Origin of the sequence: Pseudomonas shahriarae (assembly GCF_014268455.2) — a bacterium.
Classification (GTDB): Bacteria; Pseudomonadota; Gammaproteobacteria; order Pseudomonadales; family Pseudomonadaceae; genus Aquipseudomonas; species Aquipseudomonas shahriarae.
This window is the reverse complement of record NZ_CP077085.1, coordinates 3,639,666-3,658,218: the sequence shown is the minus strand read 5'-3', so window position 1 is coordinate 3,658,218 and position 18,553 is coordinate 3,639,666. Positions and strand designations below refer to the sequence as shown.

Sequence of the window (18,553 nt, the reverse complement as noted above, 5' to 3'; positions counted from 1 at the left end):
GATCAGGCTTCTCTCTGGCCGTCGAGCAAGCGTCGCAGCCGCAGCGGATTGCCTTGTTTCAGTGCGTCGGGCAGCAGGCTGTCGGGGAAGTCCTGGTAGCACACCGGCCGCAGGAAGCGCAGGATCGCGGCGGTGCCGACCGAGGTCGAGCGCGAGTCCGAGGTCGCGGGGAAGGGCCCGCCATGCACCATGGCATCACACACCTCGACCCCGGTCGGCCAGCCGTTGACCAGCAGCCGGCCAGCCTTGCGCTCAAGTGCCGGCAGCAATGCCCGTGCCTGTTCAACATCGCCCTCATCCAGGTGCAGGGTGGCGGTCAACTGGCCTTCGAGGTGCTCAGTCACTTGGCGCATTTGCGCGTTGTCGGCGCACTGCACCAGGAGCGAGGCGGCGCCGAAGACTTCGGCCTGCAAATGCGGGTTGGTAAGGAAGTCTTGCGCGTGGGTAGTAAACAGCTGCGCCTGGCATTGGTTCGGCCCTTGCGCCGGCAACCCGCAGGCCAGGCAGTGGGCATGCTCAGCCAGTGCGCTGACGCCCGCCTCATAGGCCTGGAAGATGCCCGGTGTGAGCATGGTCTGCGCCGGGCTGCGTTGCAGCAAGTCGCTGGCGAGGCTGACAAACTGCTGCAGTTCCGGACCTTGAACCGCAATCACCAGGCCGGGGTTGGTGCAGAACTGCCCGGCGCCCTGGGTCAATGAGGCAACAAACCCTTGTGCCAGCGCTTCGCCGCGCGCCTTGAGGGCGCCCGGAAACAGGTACACCGGGTTGATGGCGCTCATTTCCGCGTACACCGGAATGGGCTCCGGCCGTGCCTGGGCCGCCTGGCACAAGGCGATACCGCCACTTTGCGAACCGGTGAATCCCACTGCCTTGATCCTTGGGTCGCTGACCAGGGCAATCCCCACTTCGCGTCCGGAACCGTACAGCAGGGAAAACACGCCCTCGGGCAGACCACACTGCTTCACGGCACGTGCCAGCGCGCGGGCCACCAGTTCGCTGGTGCCGGGGTGGGCGCCGTGGGCCTTGACGATCACCGGGCAACCGGCGGCGAGGGCTGAAGCGGTATCACCGCCGGCCACCGAGAACGCCAGCGGGAAGTTACTGGCGCCGAATACGGCCACCGGGCCCAGCGGCACCTGGCGTTGGCGCAGGTCGGCACGGGGCAGGGGCTGGCGGCCTGGTTGGGCGCCATCGACCCGCACGTCCAGCCATTCGCCAGCGCGTACGGTGCGGGCGAAGGTGCGCAGTTGCTGGCAGGTGCGGCCCCGTTCGCCCTGAATCCGCGCGTGGGGCAAGCCGGTTTCGGCCACGGCACGCTCGATCAGTTCATCGCCGAGGGCTTCGATTTCGCTGGCGATGGTTTCGAGGAATTCAGCACGCGCCGCCAGGGATGTCTCGCGGTAGCTGTCGAAGGCTGACCACGCCAACGCGCAAGCCTGGGCCACCTGCTCGGTGGAACCGCCGGGATAGGCCGGCTCCAGCGCAGCATCGGTGGCTGGGTTGATCGCACGGATGGCTGTGCGGGTGCCGGGAATGGAGTGCTGACCGATCAGCATATTGCCTGTCAGAGTCATGGCCTGTTCCTGAAAAAAGAAGGGACGCCGCTGTGTAGCAGCGGCGTACGAGCAGTCAGTCGACGTTCTGTTCTGCCGACCAGTTGGCGTACCACTGGCGGAACAGCGCGTACTGGTGCTCGGCATACCGGCGTTGGGCATCGCTGAGCACATCGCTGTCGTTGAAGTGCAGGCTGTATTCCAGGTCGCCATTGAGCACCATCAGGTGCTTGTAATAGAGCACCAGGTCGCAGCCTTCATCGAAGGACGACAGCACCGCCAGCGCCGCTTCCAGCTCCCGGGCCTGGCGCCGGGCCTTGGCATCGCCCTTGGCAGCCTTCTTACTCAGGGCCACCAGTTGCAGGACTTCCCGTGGCAGGGCGTTGCCGATGCCAGTGATCGCGCCGGTGGCGTTGCAGTTGACGAAACCGTGCACCACCTGGGTATCGACACCGACCATCAGGGTCACGTCATCGTCTTTGGAAGTGATGTGTTCGGCCGCATAGCGCAGGTCGGCGCCGCCGCCGAACTCCTTGAAGCCGATCAGGTTCGGGTACTCGCGACGCAGTTCAAAGAACAGGTCTGCGCGGGTGGCGAAGCCGTAGTAGGGGCTGTTGTAGATCACCGACGGCAGGTTCGGTGCGGCGCTGAGGATCGCCGCGAAGTGGGCCTTTTGCGCAGTGGCCGAAGCGCCACGGGACAGCACCCGTGGGATGACCATCAAACCGTGGGCGCCGACCTTGGCGGCGTGGGCGGCATGGGATATTGCTTCACGGCTGTTGACCGCCCCGGTGCCGACAATGGTCGGGATGCCCGCAGCCACCAGGCGCGCCACGCCTTCCTGGCGCTGGGCTTCGGTGAGCAACGGCCAGTCGCCCATGGAGCCGCAATACACCACGGCGCTCATGCCGATGTCGATCAGTTCGCGGCCCTTGGCGACCAGGGCGTCGAAGTCCGGCTGACGCTCGGCGGTGCACGGGGTCATCAGGGCAGGGATGCAGCCGGTGAAAATGTTATCGCTCATGGTTCTATCTCCTTGGAAGGGTCTGTTGTAACGCTGCCGGGTGCTCAAATGCCCCAGGCGAAGGGGTCCTGTTCGTCGATCAGCAAGGTGCTGTCGGCGGTCATATAGGCGCGGCCGGTGATGAAGGGGCGGATGCGTTCGCCCTCCCATTCAAAACGGCCTTCGAATTGGCTGGCGGTGATGCTGGCTTGTACCCAGGGCTCACCGGCCTGAAGCTTTCCATCGGCGGCCAGGCACGCCAGCTTGGCGCTGGTACCCGTGCCGCAGGGCGAGCGGTCGTAGGCCTTGCCGGGGCACATGACGAAGTTGCGGCTGTCGGCCTGGTCGTCATCGGCGAACAGTTCGATATGGTCGATCAACGCGCCGTCTGCGCCATGGATGCCTTGGGCTTCGAGGGCCTTGAGCATGGCCCAGGTGAAGTCGGTAAGGACCTCGACATTGGCCATGTGCAAATCCTGGCCGTGCTCGGACACCAGGAAAAACCAGTTGCCGCCCCAGGCGATATCGCCGTAGATCCGGCCATGCCCCGGTACATCCACGGGCACCTGCTGGCGATAGCGATAGGCGGGCACGTTGCGCAGGGTGACCGCGCCGTCCTCATGCAGGGTGGCGCTGACTTGGCCCACCGGCGTGTCGATGCTGTGCACCCCTGGCGCGATGCGGCCCAAGTAGTGCAACGAGGCAATCAGGCCGATGGTGCCGTGGCCACACATGCCGAGGTAGCCGGCGTTGTTGAAAAAAATCACCCCGCAGGTGGCCCCCGGCGAGACCGGCTCGCAGTACAGAGCGCCGACCAGTACATCGTTGCCACGGGGCTCCAGCAGGCAGGCGCGGCGCCATGGGTCGTGCTCAGTGCGCAGGCTCTCGAGCTGCTCGGCGATGGTCTGGCCGGCCAGTTGCGGGAAGCCATTGATGATCAGGCGCGTCGGTTCGCCGCCGGTGTGGGAGTCAATCACATGCAGTCGTTTCATCCAGCTATTCCTTGGTGATTGGCCAATTACGCGTTCGCCGGGTGCATGCCGGTAGTGGGCAGCACGGCTTCGCTTTCGTCGTCTTCGTGTTCCAGTTCTACCAAGTGCGCCGGCACGCCGGTGGCCGCACCCCAGTAGTAGATGCCCATGGCGCAGGCGGCGACGACCAGGGTGTCGAAGGGATGGCTGAGCACGCCCAGGCCGCCGAAACTACCGAGTTTCGACAGCACCATGGTCACGGCGTAGAAGCCGATCAGCCACGCGCTGGAGCGCACTTGCTGGGCGATGCTCAGGTGCTGGGTCGGCACCAGGCGGCGGCACAGCAGGTACACCACAAACATCACGATTTGCAGGCCCAGCAGCCAGGACACGGTGTTCCAGCCCGACCAGTAGACGATCAGCGCGGCGATGATGAACGACAGCGGGCCCAGCACACTCATCCACTTGACCCGGAACGGGCGCGGCATGTCCGGTGCATTGCGTCGCAACGCAGCCACGCACACCGGGGCCACGGCGTAGCTCAACACCAGGGCGGCGGACACCACATTGATCAGCGCTTCCCAGGACGGGAACGGCAGGGTCCAGAACACCGACAAGCCAAAGGTCAGCCACAACGCCGGGCGCGGGATGCCGGATTTCTCATCAATACGCGTGAAAATCTTGAAGAAGGTGCCGGTCTGCGCCCAGCCATAGATCACCCGTGGCGTGGCGTTCATATAGATATTGCCGCAGCCGCTGGGGGAGATCACCGCGTCGGCCACCACCAGGTAGGCCAGCCAGCCCACGCCCAGGGCCAGGGCGATATCGCGATAGGGCAGGGCCAGTTCCTTGCTGATGCCGGCCCAGCCATTGGCGAGCATTTCGGTGGGCACGCCGCCGAGGAAGGCCACTTGCAGCAGCACATAAATTGCCGTGGACAGCAGCACCGAAAGGATCAGGGCAATGGGAATGGTGCGTTGTGGGTTTTTCACTTCGCTGGCCACCGAGATGATCGGCGTCAGCCCCAGATAGGCAAAAATCACCCCGCCGGCGGACACCGCCATTTCAATCCCCGACAGGCCGAACGGCGCGAACCCCTGGGAGTGGAAGTTGGCCGGTTTGAAGAAGGTGAACAGCACGCCGATCACCAGCAGCGGCACGATGAACTTGAAAATGCTGACCAGGTTATTGGCGATGGCGAAGGTCTTGACGCTGCGGTAATTGAGCACGAAAAACAGGCAGAGCAGGCCGAACTGCACCAACCAGCCGAGGGGGGTGGGGTCGCTGGAGCCAGCCTTGGTCAACTCGGGAAACCAGGCGGCGGCATATTGCCTTGCGGCAACCACTTCAATCGCCACCAGGCTGGAAAACGCGATCAGCGTGATAAAGCCCATCAGGTAGCCCAGCAGCGGGCCGTGGGAATACACCGGGTAGCGCACCACGCCCCCGGCACGGGGCAGGGCGGCGCCCAATTCGCAATACACAATGCCCAGCAACAGCACGGCAAAACCGCCGAGCAACCAGGAAAAAATCCCCGCGGGGCCGGCAATGGACGACACGTGACTGGCGGCAAACAACCAACCGGAACCGAAGATGGCTCCCAGGCCGATAAAGGTGAGGTCGATCAGAGACAGCTGTTTCTTGAACTTGCCTTGGGCTGACATAGCGGCGCCTTCTTGTGGGTTATTGGATAGGCATGCAGTGGCGCTACAGTGAACCCATCGGCGCGCTGGCGATTGATGTTTTGCGCGGCTATCAATGACGAATTCAGCACAATTGCCAGGTGGGCAACGGCGCTCGACAGGGCCCCGGCCATCGGGCAATCTGCTGGCCCGGCGAGGCGATAAACGAGGCGGTGAGCGGCATGATGCACAACGCGTTTGCAACCCTGTGCCAGGGCGATGAGCAGCGCCCCCACAGCCTCGAACAGCTGCTGGCGGGCGTGGCCATGCTGTTGCCGATGCTCGACGTGATCCCCAATGCGACGATGTTTATAAAGGATGTGCAGGCGCGCTATGTCATGGCCAACCACACCCTGGTGCAGCGCTGTGGCTTGAAAGACCGGCGCCCGTTACTGGGCAAGACCAGCGCCGAAGTGTTCCCCGCGCAGTTGGGGCCGGGCTATACCGAACAGGATCGGCGCGTACTGGAACAGGGCCTGGTACTGGAGGACCAACTGGAGTTGCACCTGTACGGCAGCCGCGAACCCGGTTGGTGCCTGACCCACAAATGGCCGTTGTATAACCGCGAGGGGGCGATCATCGGCTTGGCTGGGATTTCGGTCGACCTGCAATCCGCCAGCGAGACCCACCCGGCCTATCAGCGCCTGGCGGCGGTGGACGAACACATCCGCGCCCATTTCAACCAGCGCGTGACCCTCGGCGAACTGACACGCATCGCCGGCATCTCGGTGGCGCAACTGGAGCGTTACTGCAAGCGCGTATTCCATCTGACACCCCGGCAGATGATCCAGAAAGTGCGCCTGGAACATGCCCATCGCCTGTTGCACACCGAGTTGCCGATCACCGAAGTGGCCCTGCAATGCGGCTACACCGACCACAGTGCATTCACCCGCCAGTTCAAGGCATTGACTGGCTTTACGCCGCGTCAGTATCGGCAGGCCACCAGCCAATGAGTGGACGCAAGTCCATGTGACAGATGGCTTGCCAGCGATAGCGGTGGGTCAGCCAACATCAATCCCAGCAATGCCGCCGCCATCGCAGCCTCGCTGGGGCTCGACAGCTCCCACCTCGATCTTCAGGGGGTGGAGGATTGCGTTTCAGCTGCCATTGCAGGATGCATCCGGTACTCAATGTACTGAGGAACCAAGGTGGGAGCTGGCTTGCCTGCGATAGCGGTGGGTCAGCCAACATCAACCCCAGCAATGCCGCCGCCATCGCAGCCTCGCCGGGGCTCGACAGCTCCCACCTCGATCTTCAGGGTTTGGAAGATTGCATTTCAGCTGCCACCGCAGGATGCATACGGTACTCAATGTACTGAAGATCCAAGGTGGGAGCTGGCTTGCCTGCGATAGCGGCGGGTCAGCCAACATCAATCCCAGCAATGCCGCCGCCATCGCAGCCTCGCTGGGGCTCGACAGCTCCCACCTCGATCTTCAGGGTTTGGAGGATTGCGTTTCAGCTGCCATTGCAGGATGCATCCGGTACTCAATGTACTGAGGATCCAAGGTGGGAGCTGGCTTGCCTGCGATAGCGGTAGTTCAGCCAACATCAACCCCAGCAATGCCGCCGGCATCGCAGCCTCGCCGGGGCTCGACAGCTCCCACCTCGATCTTCAGGGTTTGGAGGATTGCGTTTCAGCTGCCATTGCAGGATGCATCCGGTACTCAATGTACTGAGGATCCAAGGTGGGAGCTGGCTTGCCTGCGATAGCGGCGGGTCAGCCAACATCAATCCCAGCAATGCCGCCGGCATCGCAGCCTCGCCGGGGCTCGACAGCTCCCACCTCGATCTTCAGGGTCTGGAGGATTGCGTTTCAGCTGCCATTGCAGGATGCATCCGGTACTCAATGTACTGAGGATCCAAGGTGGGAGCTGGCTTGCCTGCGATAGCGGTAGTTCAGCCAACATCAACCCCCGCAATGCTGCCGCCATCGCAGCCTCGCCGGGGCTCGACAGCTCCCACCTCGATCTTCAGGGGGTGGAGGATTGCATTTCAGCTGCCACCTTGGATCTTCATTGCTGCAACTGAAGGGCCTCACGCTTGAAAAAGCGCTTCTGCTCAAATGGAATCTCTTCGCGGTCGGCGTAGGGTGCGCTGTACCAGTTGCCGTAGGTGGGATTCGGCAGCAGGAACCAGCGCTGGCCGAACCAGCCTGCATAGGGCTCGACCGCCCGGCGTTGGGCGGCCAGGGTGTTGTGTTCGGCCTGGACGAAATCCCCCAGGGAATCCCCGACCATCAACAGCACCCGCGCCTGGCTGGCGACCCACTGGCGGCGGCAGTTTTTGCCGTAGCCGGCCTGTTCGCAATGGCCGGTCGGGGTGGCGGCCGCCAGTATTTGTTGGTTGCTGTCCACCGGGAAACCACGCAGGCGCAGGTTAGCGACCGTGGCCTGGACCTGGCTGTGTTCGCGGTTGGTCAGGTAATACACTTTGATCCCGCGTTGCTGCGCCGCCTGCACAAACGCCATGGCGCCGGGCAGGGCCTTGGCCTTGGCCTGGTCGACCCAGGTGTTCCAGCGATCATAGGAGTAGACCTGGTTGTTGATGATGTCCCGCGCGTTGAGTGGCACGTTGTCCAGCAGGGTTTCGTCGATATCGACGATCACCGCCGGCGGCAGGCCGCTGAGGTTGCGTGGGGCAAAGGGCAGGGCGTCCCAGTCCTTGCTGGCCAGGGCCACGTCGAGCTGGCGGGTGGCGTTGGCAAACACCTGGCGATAGATCAACTCATGCTCGATGGAGGTTTGGGTCCAGAGCACCGCATCCAGTTGGTCGTTGGCCGGTGGATGCTGTTGGCAACCGACCAATAGTGAAGAGAACAGGCAGATGCTGGCGAAGGTGAGATTGCGCATGAAAGGCTCGGCCTCAAGAGTGAAGGGGCGCTCAGGGCCAGCACATTAGCCTAATCGACGAGGTTTGTGCGTGACCTGCGTATGATCCGCGGCTTCCAACCGCAGACCTCTTCAAGGATACGGCCCATGCGCCTGCGACAACCTCTGCTTGTTCTTTCCCCGCGCTGGCTTGGCTTGGGGGCTGCCCTGACGTTCAGTCACCTGGCCCAGGCCGAGGAGGCGCTGCAGTTGGCGCCGCTGCAAGTCACCAGCACCGAACTGAGCGAAGGCGAAGCGGCCCAGGCGCAACTCAAGCAGGTACCCGGTGGGACCAACTACGTTGACATGGCCAGCGTCGAGCAGGGGCGGGTCAGCAGCAATGAAGACGTGTTCAAGTACCAGGCCGGCATCTATGCCAAGGCGGCGAATAACGAAGGGGTGAAAATCTCCATTCGCGGCTCGGGCATCAACCGTGGCCCCGGCAGCCATGCGTCCGGCCTGTATGAAACCATCGACGGCCTGCCACTCACCGGCCCCGGCGGCACGCCTTATGAACTCAAGGACCCGCTGTGGCTCAGCCGCGTCGAAGTGCTGCGCGGTGCCAACGGTTTCGACCGGGGCGCACTGGCCCTGGGCGGGGCGGTCAACTATGTCACCCGCACCGGCTACGATGCGCCCAAGTTGCGCGTGCGCTACGAGGCCGGCAGCCACGGGTATGCCCAGCGGGAAATCAGCTCCGGGCAAGTGCTGGGCGATGCCGACTATTACATCAGCCTGACCGACACTGACTACGATGGCTTCCAGCAACAAAGCGCCGGCAGTGGCAAGGGCGTGGCGGCCAACTTCGGCTACCGGTTCAACCCGGACCTGGAAACCCGCTTCTATTTGCGTTACCGCGAAACCGCCAACGACAGCCCCGGCAAACTCACGCGCCAGCAGATCGAGCACAGCCCGCGTGCGGCCAATGCGCTCAATTTGACGCGCGACTCCAAGCGCTTGCAGCCGGGTTCTACCTGGATCGCCAACAAGACCACGCTGCAGTTGGACGATAACTCCCGCATCGAAGCGGGGCTGGTGTACCACGACTACCCCATGGACCTGCGCGAAGGCACCAACCGGCTCAAGGTGGCGTATACCGATATCAGCGGCACCTTGAACTACATCCGCCAGGACACCCTGCTGGGACGCGACAGCAAGACCACGGTCGGCCTGCGCACCACCCAGGGCCTGCCCAATAACGGTGTGTCGGAGTACGTGCGGGTGCCTACCGGTACCACCGCCACCTTCGCCCCGGGCACCAAGACCCGTGACTACAGCTACCTGGGGTCGGATACGGTGCTGCACGTGAGCAACGACCTGGAGCTGCTGCCCGATCTGTGGCTGACCACCGGGCTGGCGGCGATCTATACCCGTCGCGAAACCGAAGTCACCTATCCCGAGACCCATGCCCCCTTGAGCACTCATGCCTGGGACTATGCCCCGCGCGTGGGCCTGCGCTATGACTTCAACCCGCAATTGCAGGTGTATGGCAACCTGAGCCGCTCGGTGGAACCGCCGCATGCCTGGTCGATGATCTGGGGTTCCAACAAGTTCTTTGCCGAAGATGTTAATAATCCGGCTTCAGGCTTGGCCCGCGAAGGCGTTAAGCTGCAAAACCAGACCGCCACCACCCTGGAAGTGGGCGGACGCGGCGAAGCCTGGTTCGGCCAATGGGATCTGGCGCTGTATCACTCGCTGGTGCGCCATGAGTTGCTCAGCGTCGAGACCCAGGCGGCTACGCCCAACCTGTCGCAGGTGGTCGCCGAATCCAACGCCAGCCCGACCATTCACCAAGGCCTGGAACTGAGCCTCACCAGCCCGTTGTGGGAGGGCGGCAACACTGGCCGCCTGGCCCTGCGCCAGGCCTACACCTACAGCAACTTCCACTACCGCGACGACCCGCGCTTTGGCGACAACACATTGCCCGGTATCCCCAAGCACTATTACCAGGCGCAGGTGCGCTACGGCCATCCCAGTGGCTTTTTCAGCAGCCTCAATGGCGAGTACTCCTCGCGGGTGGCGGTGGACTACGCCAACTCCTACTACGCGCGAGCCTATGGCTTATTGGGCGCCACCGTTGGCTATGACGCGCCGAAGCACGACTGGCAAGCCTGGGTCGACCTGCGCAACCTGACCAACCAGCGCTATGCCAATACCGTGACCCCGGGCTATGACGATCATGGCAAGGATATGGCGCGCTCGACGCCGGGCGATGGCATGGGCGTGTATGCCGGGGTGTCCTGGAGCTTGCGCTAAGCAGGCCATTGCCGGCGAACCCCTCGCCATAAGTCGGGCCTCCTGCACCCGTGGGGGACAGCTGGTCTGGATGTGCCTGGGGTTCGTTGCCGAGCCCTTGCCCTGCCATCGTTTTACTGTCATCGTTTGCGCGATTGGTAATCTTTCTTGTTTGAGAAACTTTTGCGCATGCATGACTTTCCTGTGGCCGATTGTGATATAGCCCGCCGCCAGCAGACACTCACCGCGCTCTACAGCGACCACCATTCCTGGTTGCAGGGTTGGTTGCGCAAGAAACTCGGCTGTTCGCAGCATGCGGCGGACCTGGCCCAGGATGCATTCGTGCGGGTGTTGCTGCTGGCCGAGCCCCACAATATTCAGGAGCCTCGGGCATTTCTCGCGACCACTGCCGGGCGCTTGCTGATTGACGGTGCGCGGCGACGCAAGATCGAGAAAGCCTATATGCAAGCCCTGGCGATCCAGTACGAAGACGCTGGCATGCCCGATCCGGCGACCATTCATGTCGCGCTGCAGGCCCTGGAACGCATTGCGCTGATGCTCGCCGGCCTGCCGGACAAGGCCCGCGAAGCGTTTCTGCTCAGTCGCCTGGACGGCCTGACCTACAGTGAAATCGCGGCCCAGCTCCAGGTCTCCTCCAGCACAGTAAAAAACTACATCTCCAGCGCGCTGGTGCATTGCTACCAGACGCTGCATGGCGCGGATCCGCTTTGATGTCCGCCGAACAGATTGTCAGCGAGGCAGCGCAATGGTTGGCGCTGCTCAATGATGAGAAAGTCAGCGCCGCTGACCGCCAGGCATTTGAAGAGTGGTGTGAGGCTGACCCACGCCATCGGGTGGCTTTCGAGCGCATGGGGGCATTGTGGGGCAGCCTCGATGAACTGCCTGCCGAACCGGCACGGCTGGCATTGAATCAAGCCTTCATCCCACGCAAGCCCGGGTACGCCGTGCGCGGCGGGCAGGTCCTGGGGCTGTTGGGTGTGTTGGTGCTCGGCTGGGCGAGCGTCGAGCAACTGCCACTGTGGATGGCCGACCAACGTACCGGCGTCGGCGAACGGAGCCAAGTGGTCCTGGCCGATGGCAGCCGGGTGCAGCTCAACAGCAACTCGGCACTGGACGTGAAATTCGACGGCCAGCAGCGTGTAATCGAGTTGCTCAAGGGCGAGATGTGGGTCGAGGTGGCCAAGGATGCGCAGCGGCCATTTGTGGTGCGCACCGACCAGGGCACGGCGACCGCGTTGGGCACGCGTTTCCTGGTCCAGCGTGCGGTGGATGGCTCGACCGTGGTCACGGTGATCGAATCAACGGTGGCCGCCAAAGGCAATCACAGCGAGGCGGTGAAGGTCACGGCAGGCCAGCGCGCGATCCTCAAGCAGGGCCACGCCCAGCCGGCGCAAGCGGTCGGCAGCGGCGACCCGGCGGCCTGGACCCGGGGCTTGCTCACGGTGGATGACCGGCCGTTGAGCGAGGTCCTGCAAACCCTGGCCAGCTATCGCCATGGCGTGGTGCGTTTTGATCCTCAGGCGTTGCAAAGCATGCGCGTGTCAGGGGTGTTCAAGCTCGATGACAGCGATGCAGCGCTGGCGACCCTGGCGGATAACCTGCCGATCAAAGTGGAGCATTTCACCGACCTGCTGGTGGTGATCAAACCCCTCTGATCTGCCTGAAGACACCCGTTCAAATAAAAACCGGTCTCATTCATACCCGATTTCCCGACATGGCCGTCATGGAATATAGAACCCTCTTTTCCAGGACCTCTCATGTCACGCTTTGCTCGTCCGTTGCACCCGCTGGCGCTGTCAGTGGCGATGGCTTTTGCCGCTGTGCCCCTGACCATTCACACCGCATGGGCTGATGAAAGCAGCCATTTCTCGATCCCTGCCGGTGACCTGAGCCAGGCCCTCAACCGCTTTGCCGAACAGGCCGGGCTGGTCCTGGCCTTTGATCCGGCCTTGACCCGCGGCAAGCGCAGCAGCGGTTTGAACGGGCAGTTGAGCAGCGACGCGGCACTCGCCCAGTTGCTGGCGGGCAGCGGTTTGCGGGCCCAGGCGCTGTCTGCCCAGCGCTATCGCATCGAGCCGATCCCCCAGGCGGATGGCTCGGTGGAGTTGCAAGCCACCACCATCAGCGGCGCCGCTCAAAGTGAAAGCCCCATCGGCCCGGTGTCCGGCTATGTAGCCACGCGCAGCCTGTCCGGTACCAAGACCGACACCGCGCTGATCGAGACCCCACAGTCGATCTCGGTGGTCACCAAAGACCAGATGCGCGCGCAGAATGCCGAGAGCCTCAACCAGATCCTGCGCTACAGCGCCGCGGTCGTCCCGGAAACCCGTGGCGCCACTGCCTCGCGCCTGGACCAGTTGACCATTCGCGGCTTCTCGCCGGTGACTTACCTCGACGGCCTGCGCGTGGCGTCGAGCCGCGATGCCTCGCCGCAAAAGGATGCCTTCGACCTGGAGCGCGTGGAGGTCCTGCGCGGCCCGGCCTCGGTGTTGTATGGCCAGGGCAGCCCCAGCGGCGTGATCAATATGGTCACCAAGCGCCCGCTGGATACGCCTTTTCACGAAGTGGGCGTGGAGTACGGCACCTTCAACAAAAAGCGCACCACCTTCGATCTCAGCGGCCCGCTGGATGAGCAAGGGGTGTACTCCTACCGCGTCGCCGGCTTGTTCGATGATGCCGACGGCCAGGTCGAGCACACCGAGACCCGCCGCCAATCCCTGTCTTCTGCCTTCACCTGGCGCCCGAACGAGGACACCTCGCTGACCCTGCTCGGGCATTTCCAGAAGGATCCCAAGGGCGCTTCCTACGGTTCGATGCCGGCCTGGGGCTCGGTGTTGCATAGCCCGCTGGGGCGCAAGATTGATGTCGATTTCTACGACGGCGAGAAGAACTTCGAGAAGAGTGACCGCGCGCATTACTCCATCGGTTATGCCTTCGAGCATCACCTCGACGACGTCTGGACCGTACGCCAGAACGCTCGCTATATGCGCAGCGAAGGGATCTACCGCAGTATCTACAGCAGCAACCTGCAGGCCGATTACCGCACCTTGAACCGCTCGACCATCGCCACCGATGTCGACATGGATGCCTACAACCTGGATAACCAGTTGCAGGGCAAGTTCGACACCGGCCCGGTCCAGCACACGCTGTTGATGGGGCTTGATTACCAGAACACCAGCGTCGATACCAAGGCCGGTTACGGCAAGGGACCGGACCTGGATATTTTCGATCCGGTATATGGCGCGCCGGTCACCACCCCGGCATTTTCCAGCGACGCGACCCAGCGCAGCGAGCAGACTGGCGTGTACCTGCAGGAGCAGGCGAAGTGGGATAAGTGGGTGCTGTTGATGGGCGGTCGTTATGACTGGGCCAGCACGGATAACAGCTCATTGAGTTTGACCGACGGCAAGAAAACCAAATCCTCCCTGGACAGCAAAGCCTTCACCGGCCGCCTGGGGGTGGTCTACCTCTTCGATAACGGCCTGGCGCCATACGCCAGCTATTCCGAATCCTTCTCCCCGCAATCGGGCACCGGCTACGGTGGTTCGGTGTTCAAGCCCACCGAAGGCAAACAGTACGAAATCGGCATCAAGTACCAGCCTCCAGGCAGCAACAGCTTTATCACCGCGGCCATCTTCGACCTGCGCCAGAACAACGTACCGACCATGGACCCGGACCCAACCCACTTGTGCGGCAATGGTCGCTGCCAGGTCCAGGACGGTGAAGTGCGCTCCCGTGGCTTTGAACTCGAAGGCAAGGCCAGTCTCAACGACAACCTGGATATCACGGCGGCCTATGCCTACCTCGATAACCGCATCAGCAAATCCAACAGCACCGTGCGCTATGCGCCGATCACCGACATTGGCGTCGGCCCGGCCGTGCCGACCCAGGGCACCACGACCTATGCTGTGCCGCGCCACACCGCCTCGGTGTGGGCCGACTACACCTTGCATGACGGTAACCTCAAAGGCTTCGGCGTGGGCGCAGGCGCGCGGTATGTCGGCTCGTCCTGGGGCGATACCGCCAACACCCTGAAGGTTCCGGGCTATACCTTGTTCGATGCGTCGGTGCACTACGACATCCCGCACATCAATACCCAGGGCGACAACCTGCGCCTGGCGCTGAACGCCACCAACCTGGCGGATAAAGAGTACGTGGCGTCCTGCTATTCGTACTCGTGGTGCTGGTACGGCTCGCAACGGACGGTGCAGGCCAGTGCGACGTATCAGTGGTAAGTTGAAAAACCGTTCTGCATAGCAGTATCGGAACAGGTCAGTTCGTTTCGAGCTGACCTTTTTATTTCGCTCAGATGCATCGAGAAGGCATTTTAATGGCCCCCAACTGGCCGATGTTTCGCCAAAATCACTTTTATTTTCAGGTGGTTAGGTGGGATGCCAATGCGTAACGTAAAAATCACGCTGATTGCCTTGGCCCTGGCGAGCGGGGCGGCGGCGGCCCAGGGCAAGACGCTGCGCGAAGGGGATCGGTACATGTGCAGTTGGGGCGCGGGCACGGCGGCCAGGGCCCAGGAGCTGAAGTTGGCCGGTGTTTCGCTGTATGCCGCGCGGCAGAAAATCCAGCGGTACAAGTTCGACAAGTCCTGGATGCGCATGATGGCCATGGGGATCACCGAGCAGACCTATGACAGCCCCTCGCGGCTCAAACCGACGGCTGTTCGTTCGAGCTTTTATGAAGAGTGCGTGCGCTACAAACGGGCGCGTAAATAGACACGCTACATACTCGGTTATTAACCTGATAGTTATTAGGGTTTTAACCCGGTAAGTTTGGAAGTTGCACCAAAAAGTGGCACGAAAGATATCGCGAACCCTGAAAAATGTGTGGTTATTGAATGACTTAGCGCTGTTTCAATCCGACGAAAGGCTAATAATCAACTTGTTACAGGTTGTCTCGATGGTTATTATGACCGGGCGTTCACCTCCCACGGTTTATGCATTTTTAAATCCCAAGTTTCCATCAGCTACTTGGGATTTTTTTTGTCCGCGATTTGACCTTCATACCTGCCTGGCAGATAAACGTCCGTGGTTTTTCTGGCGCCAGTGCACCAACGCTTTCGCAGAAAAGTGTGGGGTAGCTAACACTTTCGTAGGATTGCCTACACGCGTTGCACAACCTGATCTACCCTGCATGGATCACGTCCACCGCGTCATGTGCGAGCAAGGGTGCCCAGGATGATTCCGATCGCTGAGTTGAGCCGCATCATGGCGTCCGGTTTCGTCCCGCTGTCGTGCGACTGTAGCGTCAACCCCCAGGGTTTCTTGACCATCCGAGTCTTCGAACCGGAGTCCGGTCGCGTCGAACTGCTGTTGACCGGCGTGTCGCCCCAGGGTCTGGACAGCATCCGTGCCATCTCCAACCTGATTGGCGAACTGCGCACCGAACTCAAGGCCGGGCGCCGTGGGTTTGCGGCATTCGGCTAGGCGTCAGAGCCGGCGCAGAAACGAGCGGACAATGCGCTTGGTGGCGTCGGTGGTGTCCAGTTGCTCCAGGGCACTATAGGCATGCCACTGGCAGTCGGTGATTTCATTGCAGGGCCGGGCCTGGTCGATGTTCACCACCGAGGCTTCAAACACGTGATGCAGCGTGTCACTGGCCTTCAACTCCTGCAGATACAGCAAACCATCCACGTTCAGCCCGGTTTCCTCTTGCAGTTCCCGCTCGGCCGCGCCGACTGGGCGCTCATCGCGCTCGACCTTGCCACCGGGCAATGCCCATTTCGACCTGGCCTTGCGCACGAACAGAATGTGCCCCTCACTTTCGCAAATCACCGTTGCGCGTATTTTCATCGTCTGTGCCCCCGCAAGATGATCGTCATAAAAGTGTAATGCAATTGTCATGCTGGGTCTTTATGGGCGGAGGCTGGAGACCGCGAAGGAAAACGCTGATACTGCCCGACTGAAAAAGTACCGATGAAGGAAAGTCATATGAGCACCATCCGCTGGGGCATGATCGGTTGTGGCAGTGTTACTGAAATCAAGAGTGGACCCGCTTTCTACAAAGCGCCAGGCTCAGCCCTGGTGGCCGTGATGGGGCGCCGTGAGGAAGCCGTGCGCGATTATGCGGCACGCCATGGGATTGCCCGGTTTTACACAGATGCCCAGGCGCTGATTGATGACCCCGAAGTGGATGCGGTGTACATCGCTACGCCCCCCGACAGCCACCTGGAATACAGCCTGCTGGTGGCGGCGGCGGGCAAGCATTGCTGTGTCGAAAAGCCGATGGCGCTGAATGCCGAGCAGAGCGCCTTGATGCAGCGCACCTTCGAGCGGGCCGGGCTGCATCTGTTTGTTTCCTATTACCGCCGCTCCCTGCCGCGCTTCCAGCAGGTGCGTGCCTGGCTGCAAGAGGGGCGCATCGGCGAGTTACGGCAGCTGAACTGGACGTTGTGCAAGCCGCCATCGCCCACGGACACCAACGCGAGCAACTGGCGTACCGATCCGGCGATTGCCGGCGGTGGTTATTTTGCCGACCTCGCCAGCCATGGCTTCGACCTGTTCCAGTACCTGGCAGGGGATATTGTCGAGGTCACGGGTTATACCGCGCGCCAGGCCGGGCGCTATGCGGCGGAAGATGCGGTCACCGCCTGCTGGAGCTTCAGCTCGGGCGCGCTGGGGATGGGCTGCTGGAACTTTGTGGCTGACCGACGCGAGGATCGGGTCGAGTTGATCGGCAGCACAGGGCGCATCAGTTTTTCCGTGTTCGACGAGCAGCCGTTGCAACTTGCAGCCGAGGTCAGCGAAACCCTGCATATTGCCCATCACCCCCATATCCAGTGGCACCACGTGCTGGGCATGAACGCGCATATTCGCGGCGAGAGTGTGCACCCGGCACTGGCGATCGAGGCCTTGAAGACCGACCGCATCATGGATCGGGTGTTGCAGCGCAAGCCCTGACGCCGCCCACCCTTGTCGGAGCCGGCAAGGTGTTGGTCTGACTGGCGGCTATTGTCAGGAATTTCCCATAGGAGTACAAATGTACTCCATGACGACTCTCACTCCCCGCCGTTCCGCCATCCTGAACTTCATCCGCGAACGTATCGCGAAGCAAGGTCAGCCCCCCAGCCTCGCCGAGATCGCCGAGGCCTTTGGTTTTGCTTCGCGCAGTGTGGCGCGCAAACACGTGCTGGCGCTGACCGAAGCCGGGTTTATCGAGGTCAACCCGAACCAGGCCCGGGGGATTCGCCTGCTCAATCAACCGGCGCGGCCTGAGTGGCTGGAGGTCCCGGTGCTGGGCCGCGTGGCCGCTGGCCTGCCCATCGGCGCCGACGCCGAAGTGCACACGCGGCTGATGCTCGATCCGGCGACCTTCGCCCGGGTCCCGGATTACCTGCTGCGGGTCCAGGGGGACTCGATGATCGAGGACGGCATTCTCGATGGCGACCTGGTGGGCGTGCGGCGCAGTGCCGAGGCGCTGAACGGGCAGATCGTGGTCGCGCGCCTGGACGGCGAAGTCACCATCAAGCGTTTCGAGCGAGTGGGCCACAGTGTGCGCCTGTTGCCGCGCAACCCTGCCTATCAACCTATTGTGGTTCGTGCCGACCAGGACTTGGCCATCGAAGGCGTGTTCTGTGGCTTGGTGAGGCAAGGTTGATGGGCGCGGTGGTTGCGCTGGACTCGCTGTTCAATGGCGGGCGGGTGTGGAAGGGGCGGCCGGCCGCGCCGCCGGCCAGTGTGCACCCCACCGGGCTGGCGGCCCTGGATGCGGTGTTGCCCAGCGGTGGCTGGCCGGAGGCGGCCTTGAGTGAAATCCTTGTGGCCCAGCAGGGGGTGGGCGAGCTGCGACTGGTCTGGCCAACCCTGGCGCGGCTGTCGGCGGCCGGCGAGCGGATTGTGCTGGTGGCGCCGCCGTATACCCCATACCCCCACGCCTGGCAGAACGCCGGGGTGGACCTGCGCCAGCTCTCGGTGATCCAGGCCGATGAACGCGATGCCTTGTGGGCGGCCGAGCAATGCCTGCGCTCCGGCAGTTGCGGCGCGGTGCTGTGCTGGCCGCACAAGGCCGATGACCGGGCCTTGCGCCGTTTGCAGGTGGCCGCCGAAACCGGCCAGACCCTGGCGTTCGCCTGGCGGGCCCTGAGCGAGGCGATCAACCCGTCACCGGCCGCCCTGCGCCTGGTCGTCGAACCGAGCCAGGTGCGGGTGCTCAAGTGTCGGGGCGGCCTCGCCCATCCCGCGCCGATTGCCCTGGCCAGCGGGCACTGAGG

The 18,553-nt window shown here is 62.7% G+C and carries 16 protein-coding genes; 10 read left to right on the top strand and 6 right to left on the bottom strand.

The features are described from left to right. Positions 1-2: 2 nt before the first annotated feature. The 4 genes from HU773_RS16150 to HU773_RS16135 are packed head-to-tail and all read right to left on the bottom strand — an operon-like array spanning position 3 to position 5,191. Positions 3-1,574: an aldehyde dehydrogenase (NADP(+)) gene (locus tag HU773_RS16150; protein WP_186625911.1), complete on the bottom strand. Its 1,572-nt coding sequence runs from the start codon at positions 1,572-1,574 to the stop codon at positions 3-5. A gap of 55 nt (positions 1,575-1,629) precedes the next feature. Beyond that, the gene (locus HU773_RS16145) at positions 1,630-2,577 is read right to left on the bottom strand and encodes a dihydrodipicolinate synthase family protein (RefSeq protein ID WP_057441006.1); all 948 of its coding nucleotides are present in this window, start codon (positions 2,575-2,577) and stop codon (positions 1,630-1,632) included. 44 nt (positions 2,578-2,621) lie between these two features. Beyond that, on the bottom strand, positions 2,622-3,548 hold the full coding sequence (locus tag HU773_RS16140) for a 4-hydroxyproline epimerase (protein ID WP_186625912.1): 927 nt from the start codon (positions 3,546-3,548) through the stop codon (positions 2,622-2,624). A 26-nt stretch (positions 3,549-3,574) separates the two neighbouring features. Beyond that, positions 3,575-5,191 (bottom strand): APC family permease, encoded by a 1,617-nt coding sequence (locus HU773_RS16135; RefSeq protein ID WP_120733440.1) that lies wholly within the window; start codon positions 5,189-5,191, stop codon positions 3,575-3,577. Between the two features lie 200 nt (positions 5,192-5,391). Here HU773_RS16135 and HU773_RS16130 point away from each other — a divergent pair, with 200 nt between their 5' ends. Then, complete coding sequence (locus HU773_RS16130) at positions 5,392-6,162, top strand: AraC family transcriptional regulator (RefSeq protein WP_169989992.1); 771 nt, start codon at positions 5,392-5,394, stop codon at positions 6,160-6,162. 1,059 nt (positions 6,163-7,221) lie between these two features. Here the strand turns inward: HU773_RS16130 and HU773_RS16125 are convergent. Continuing rightward, a complete protein-coding gene (locus HU773_RS16125; protein WP_186625629.1) occupies positions 7,222-8,058 on the bottom strand; it encodes a 5'-nucleotidase, lipoprotein e(P4) family in 837 nt (278 codons plus the stop codon). Between the two features lie 126 nt (positions 8,059-8,184). Here HU773_RS16125 and HU773_RS16120 point away from each other — a divergent pair, with 126 nt between their 5' ends. The 6 genes from HU773_RS16120 to HU773_RS16095 all read left to right on the top strand — a co-directional run bounded on the left by HU773_RS16120 (position 8,185) and on the right by HU773_RS16095 (position 15,770). Then, the gene (locus tag HU773_RS16120; protein ID WP_186625631.1) at positions 8,185-10,332 is read left to right on the top strand and encodes a TonB-dependent receptor family protein; all 2,148 of its coding nucleotides are present in this window, start codon (positions 8,185-8,187) and stop codon (positions 10,330-10,332) included. 168 nt (positions 10,333-10,500) lie between these two features. Then, positions 10,501-11,043, top strand: a complete 543-nt coding sequence (locus HU773_RS16115; RefSeq protein ID WP_057959224.1) for a sigma-70 family RNA polymerase sigma factor — start codon at positions 10,501-10,503, stop codon at positions 11,041-11,043. Continuing rightward, on the top strand, positions 11,043-11,987 hold the full coding sequence (locus tag HU773_RS16110; RefSeq protein ID WP_186625633.1) for a FecR family protein: 945 nt from the start codon (positions 11,043-11,045) through the stop codon (positions 11,985-11,987). The genes HU773_RS16115 and HU773_RS16110 overlap by 1 nt, the downstream gene beginning before the upstream one ends. A 102-nt stretch (positions 11,988-12,089) precedes the next feature. Beyond that, positions 12,090-14,567 carry a TonB-dependent siderophore receptor gene (locus HU773_RS16105; RefSeq protein WP_186625635.1) on the top strand — a complete coding sequence of 826 codons (2,478 nt, stop codon included), beginning with the start codon at positions 12,090-12,092 and terminating at the stop codon, positions 14,565-14,567. Between the two features lie 162 nt (positions 14,568-14,729). Then, a complete protein-coding gene (locus HU773_RS16100) occupies positions 14,730-15,059 on the top strand; it encodes a hypothetical protein (protein ID WP_057959227.1) in 330 nt (109 codons plus the stop codon). Between the two features lie 462 nt (positions 15,060-15,521). Then, complete coding sequence (locus HU773_RS16095; RefSeq protein WP_057440802.1) at positions 15,522-15,770, top strand: DUF1652 domain-containing protein; 249 nt, start codon at positions 15,522-15,524, stop codon at positions 15,768-15,770. A gap of 3 nt (positions 15,771-15,773) precedes the next feature. On the opposite strand, the gene HU773_RS16090 is transcribed toward HU773_RS16095, so the two are convergent. Beyond that, complete coding sequence (locus HU773_RS16090; protein WP_057959228.1) at positions 15,774-16,136, bottom strand: NUDIX hydrolase; 363 nt, start codon at positions 16,134-16,136, stop codon at positions 15,774-15,776. Positions 16,137-16,274: 138 nt separating this feature from the next. On the opposite strand from HU773_RS16090, the gene HU773_RS16085 reads away from it, so the two are divergent. The 3 genes from HU773_RS16085 to imuA all read left to right on the top strand — a co-directional run bounded on the left by HU773_RS16085 (position 16,275) and on the right by imuA (position 18,551). Continuing rightward, positions 16,275-17,243: a Gfo/Idh/MocA family protein gene (locus tag HU773_RS16085; protein WP_057440806.1), complete on the top strand. Its 969-nt coding sequence runs from the start codon at positions 16,275-16,277 to the stop codon at positions 17,241-17,243. Between the two features lie 79 nt (positions 17,244-17,322). Then, complete coding sequence (lexA, locus tag HU773_RS16080; protein WP_120733433.1) at positions 17,323-17,940, top strand: transcriptional repressor LexA; 618 nt, start codon at positions 17,323-17,325, stop codon at positions 17,938-17,940. Beyond that, the gene (gene imuA / locus HU773_RS16075) at positions 17,940-18,551 is read left to right on the top strand and encodes a translesion DNA synthesis-associated protein ImuA (RefSeq protein WP_120733431.1); all 612 of its coding nucleotides are present in this window, start codon (positions 17,940-17,942) and stop codon (positions 18,549-18,551) included. The genes lexA and imuA overlap by 1 nt, the downstream gene beginning before the upstream one ends. Positions 18,552-18,553 lie beyond the last annotated feature (2 nt).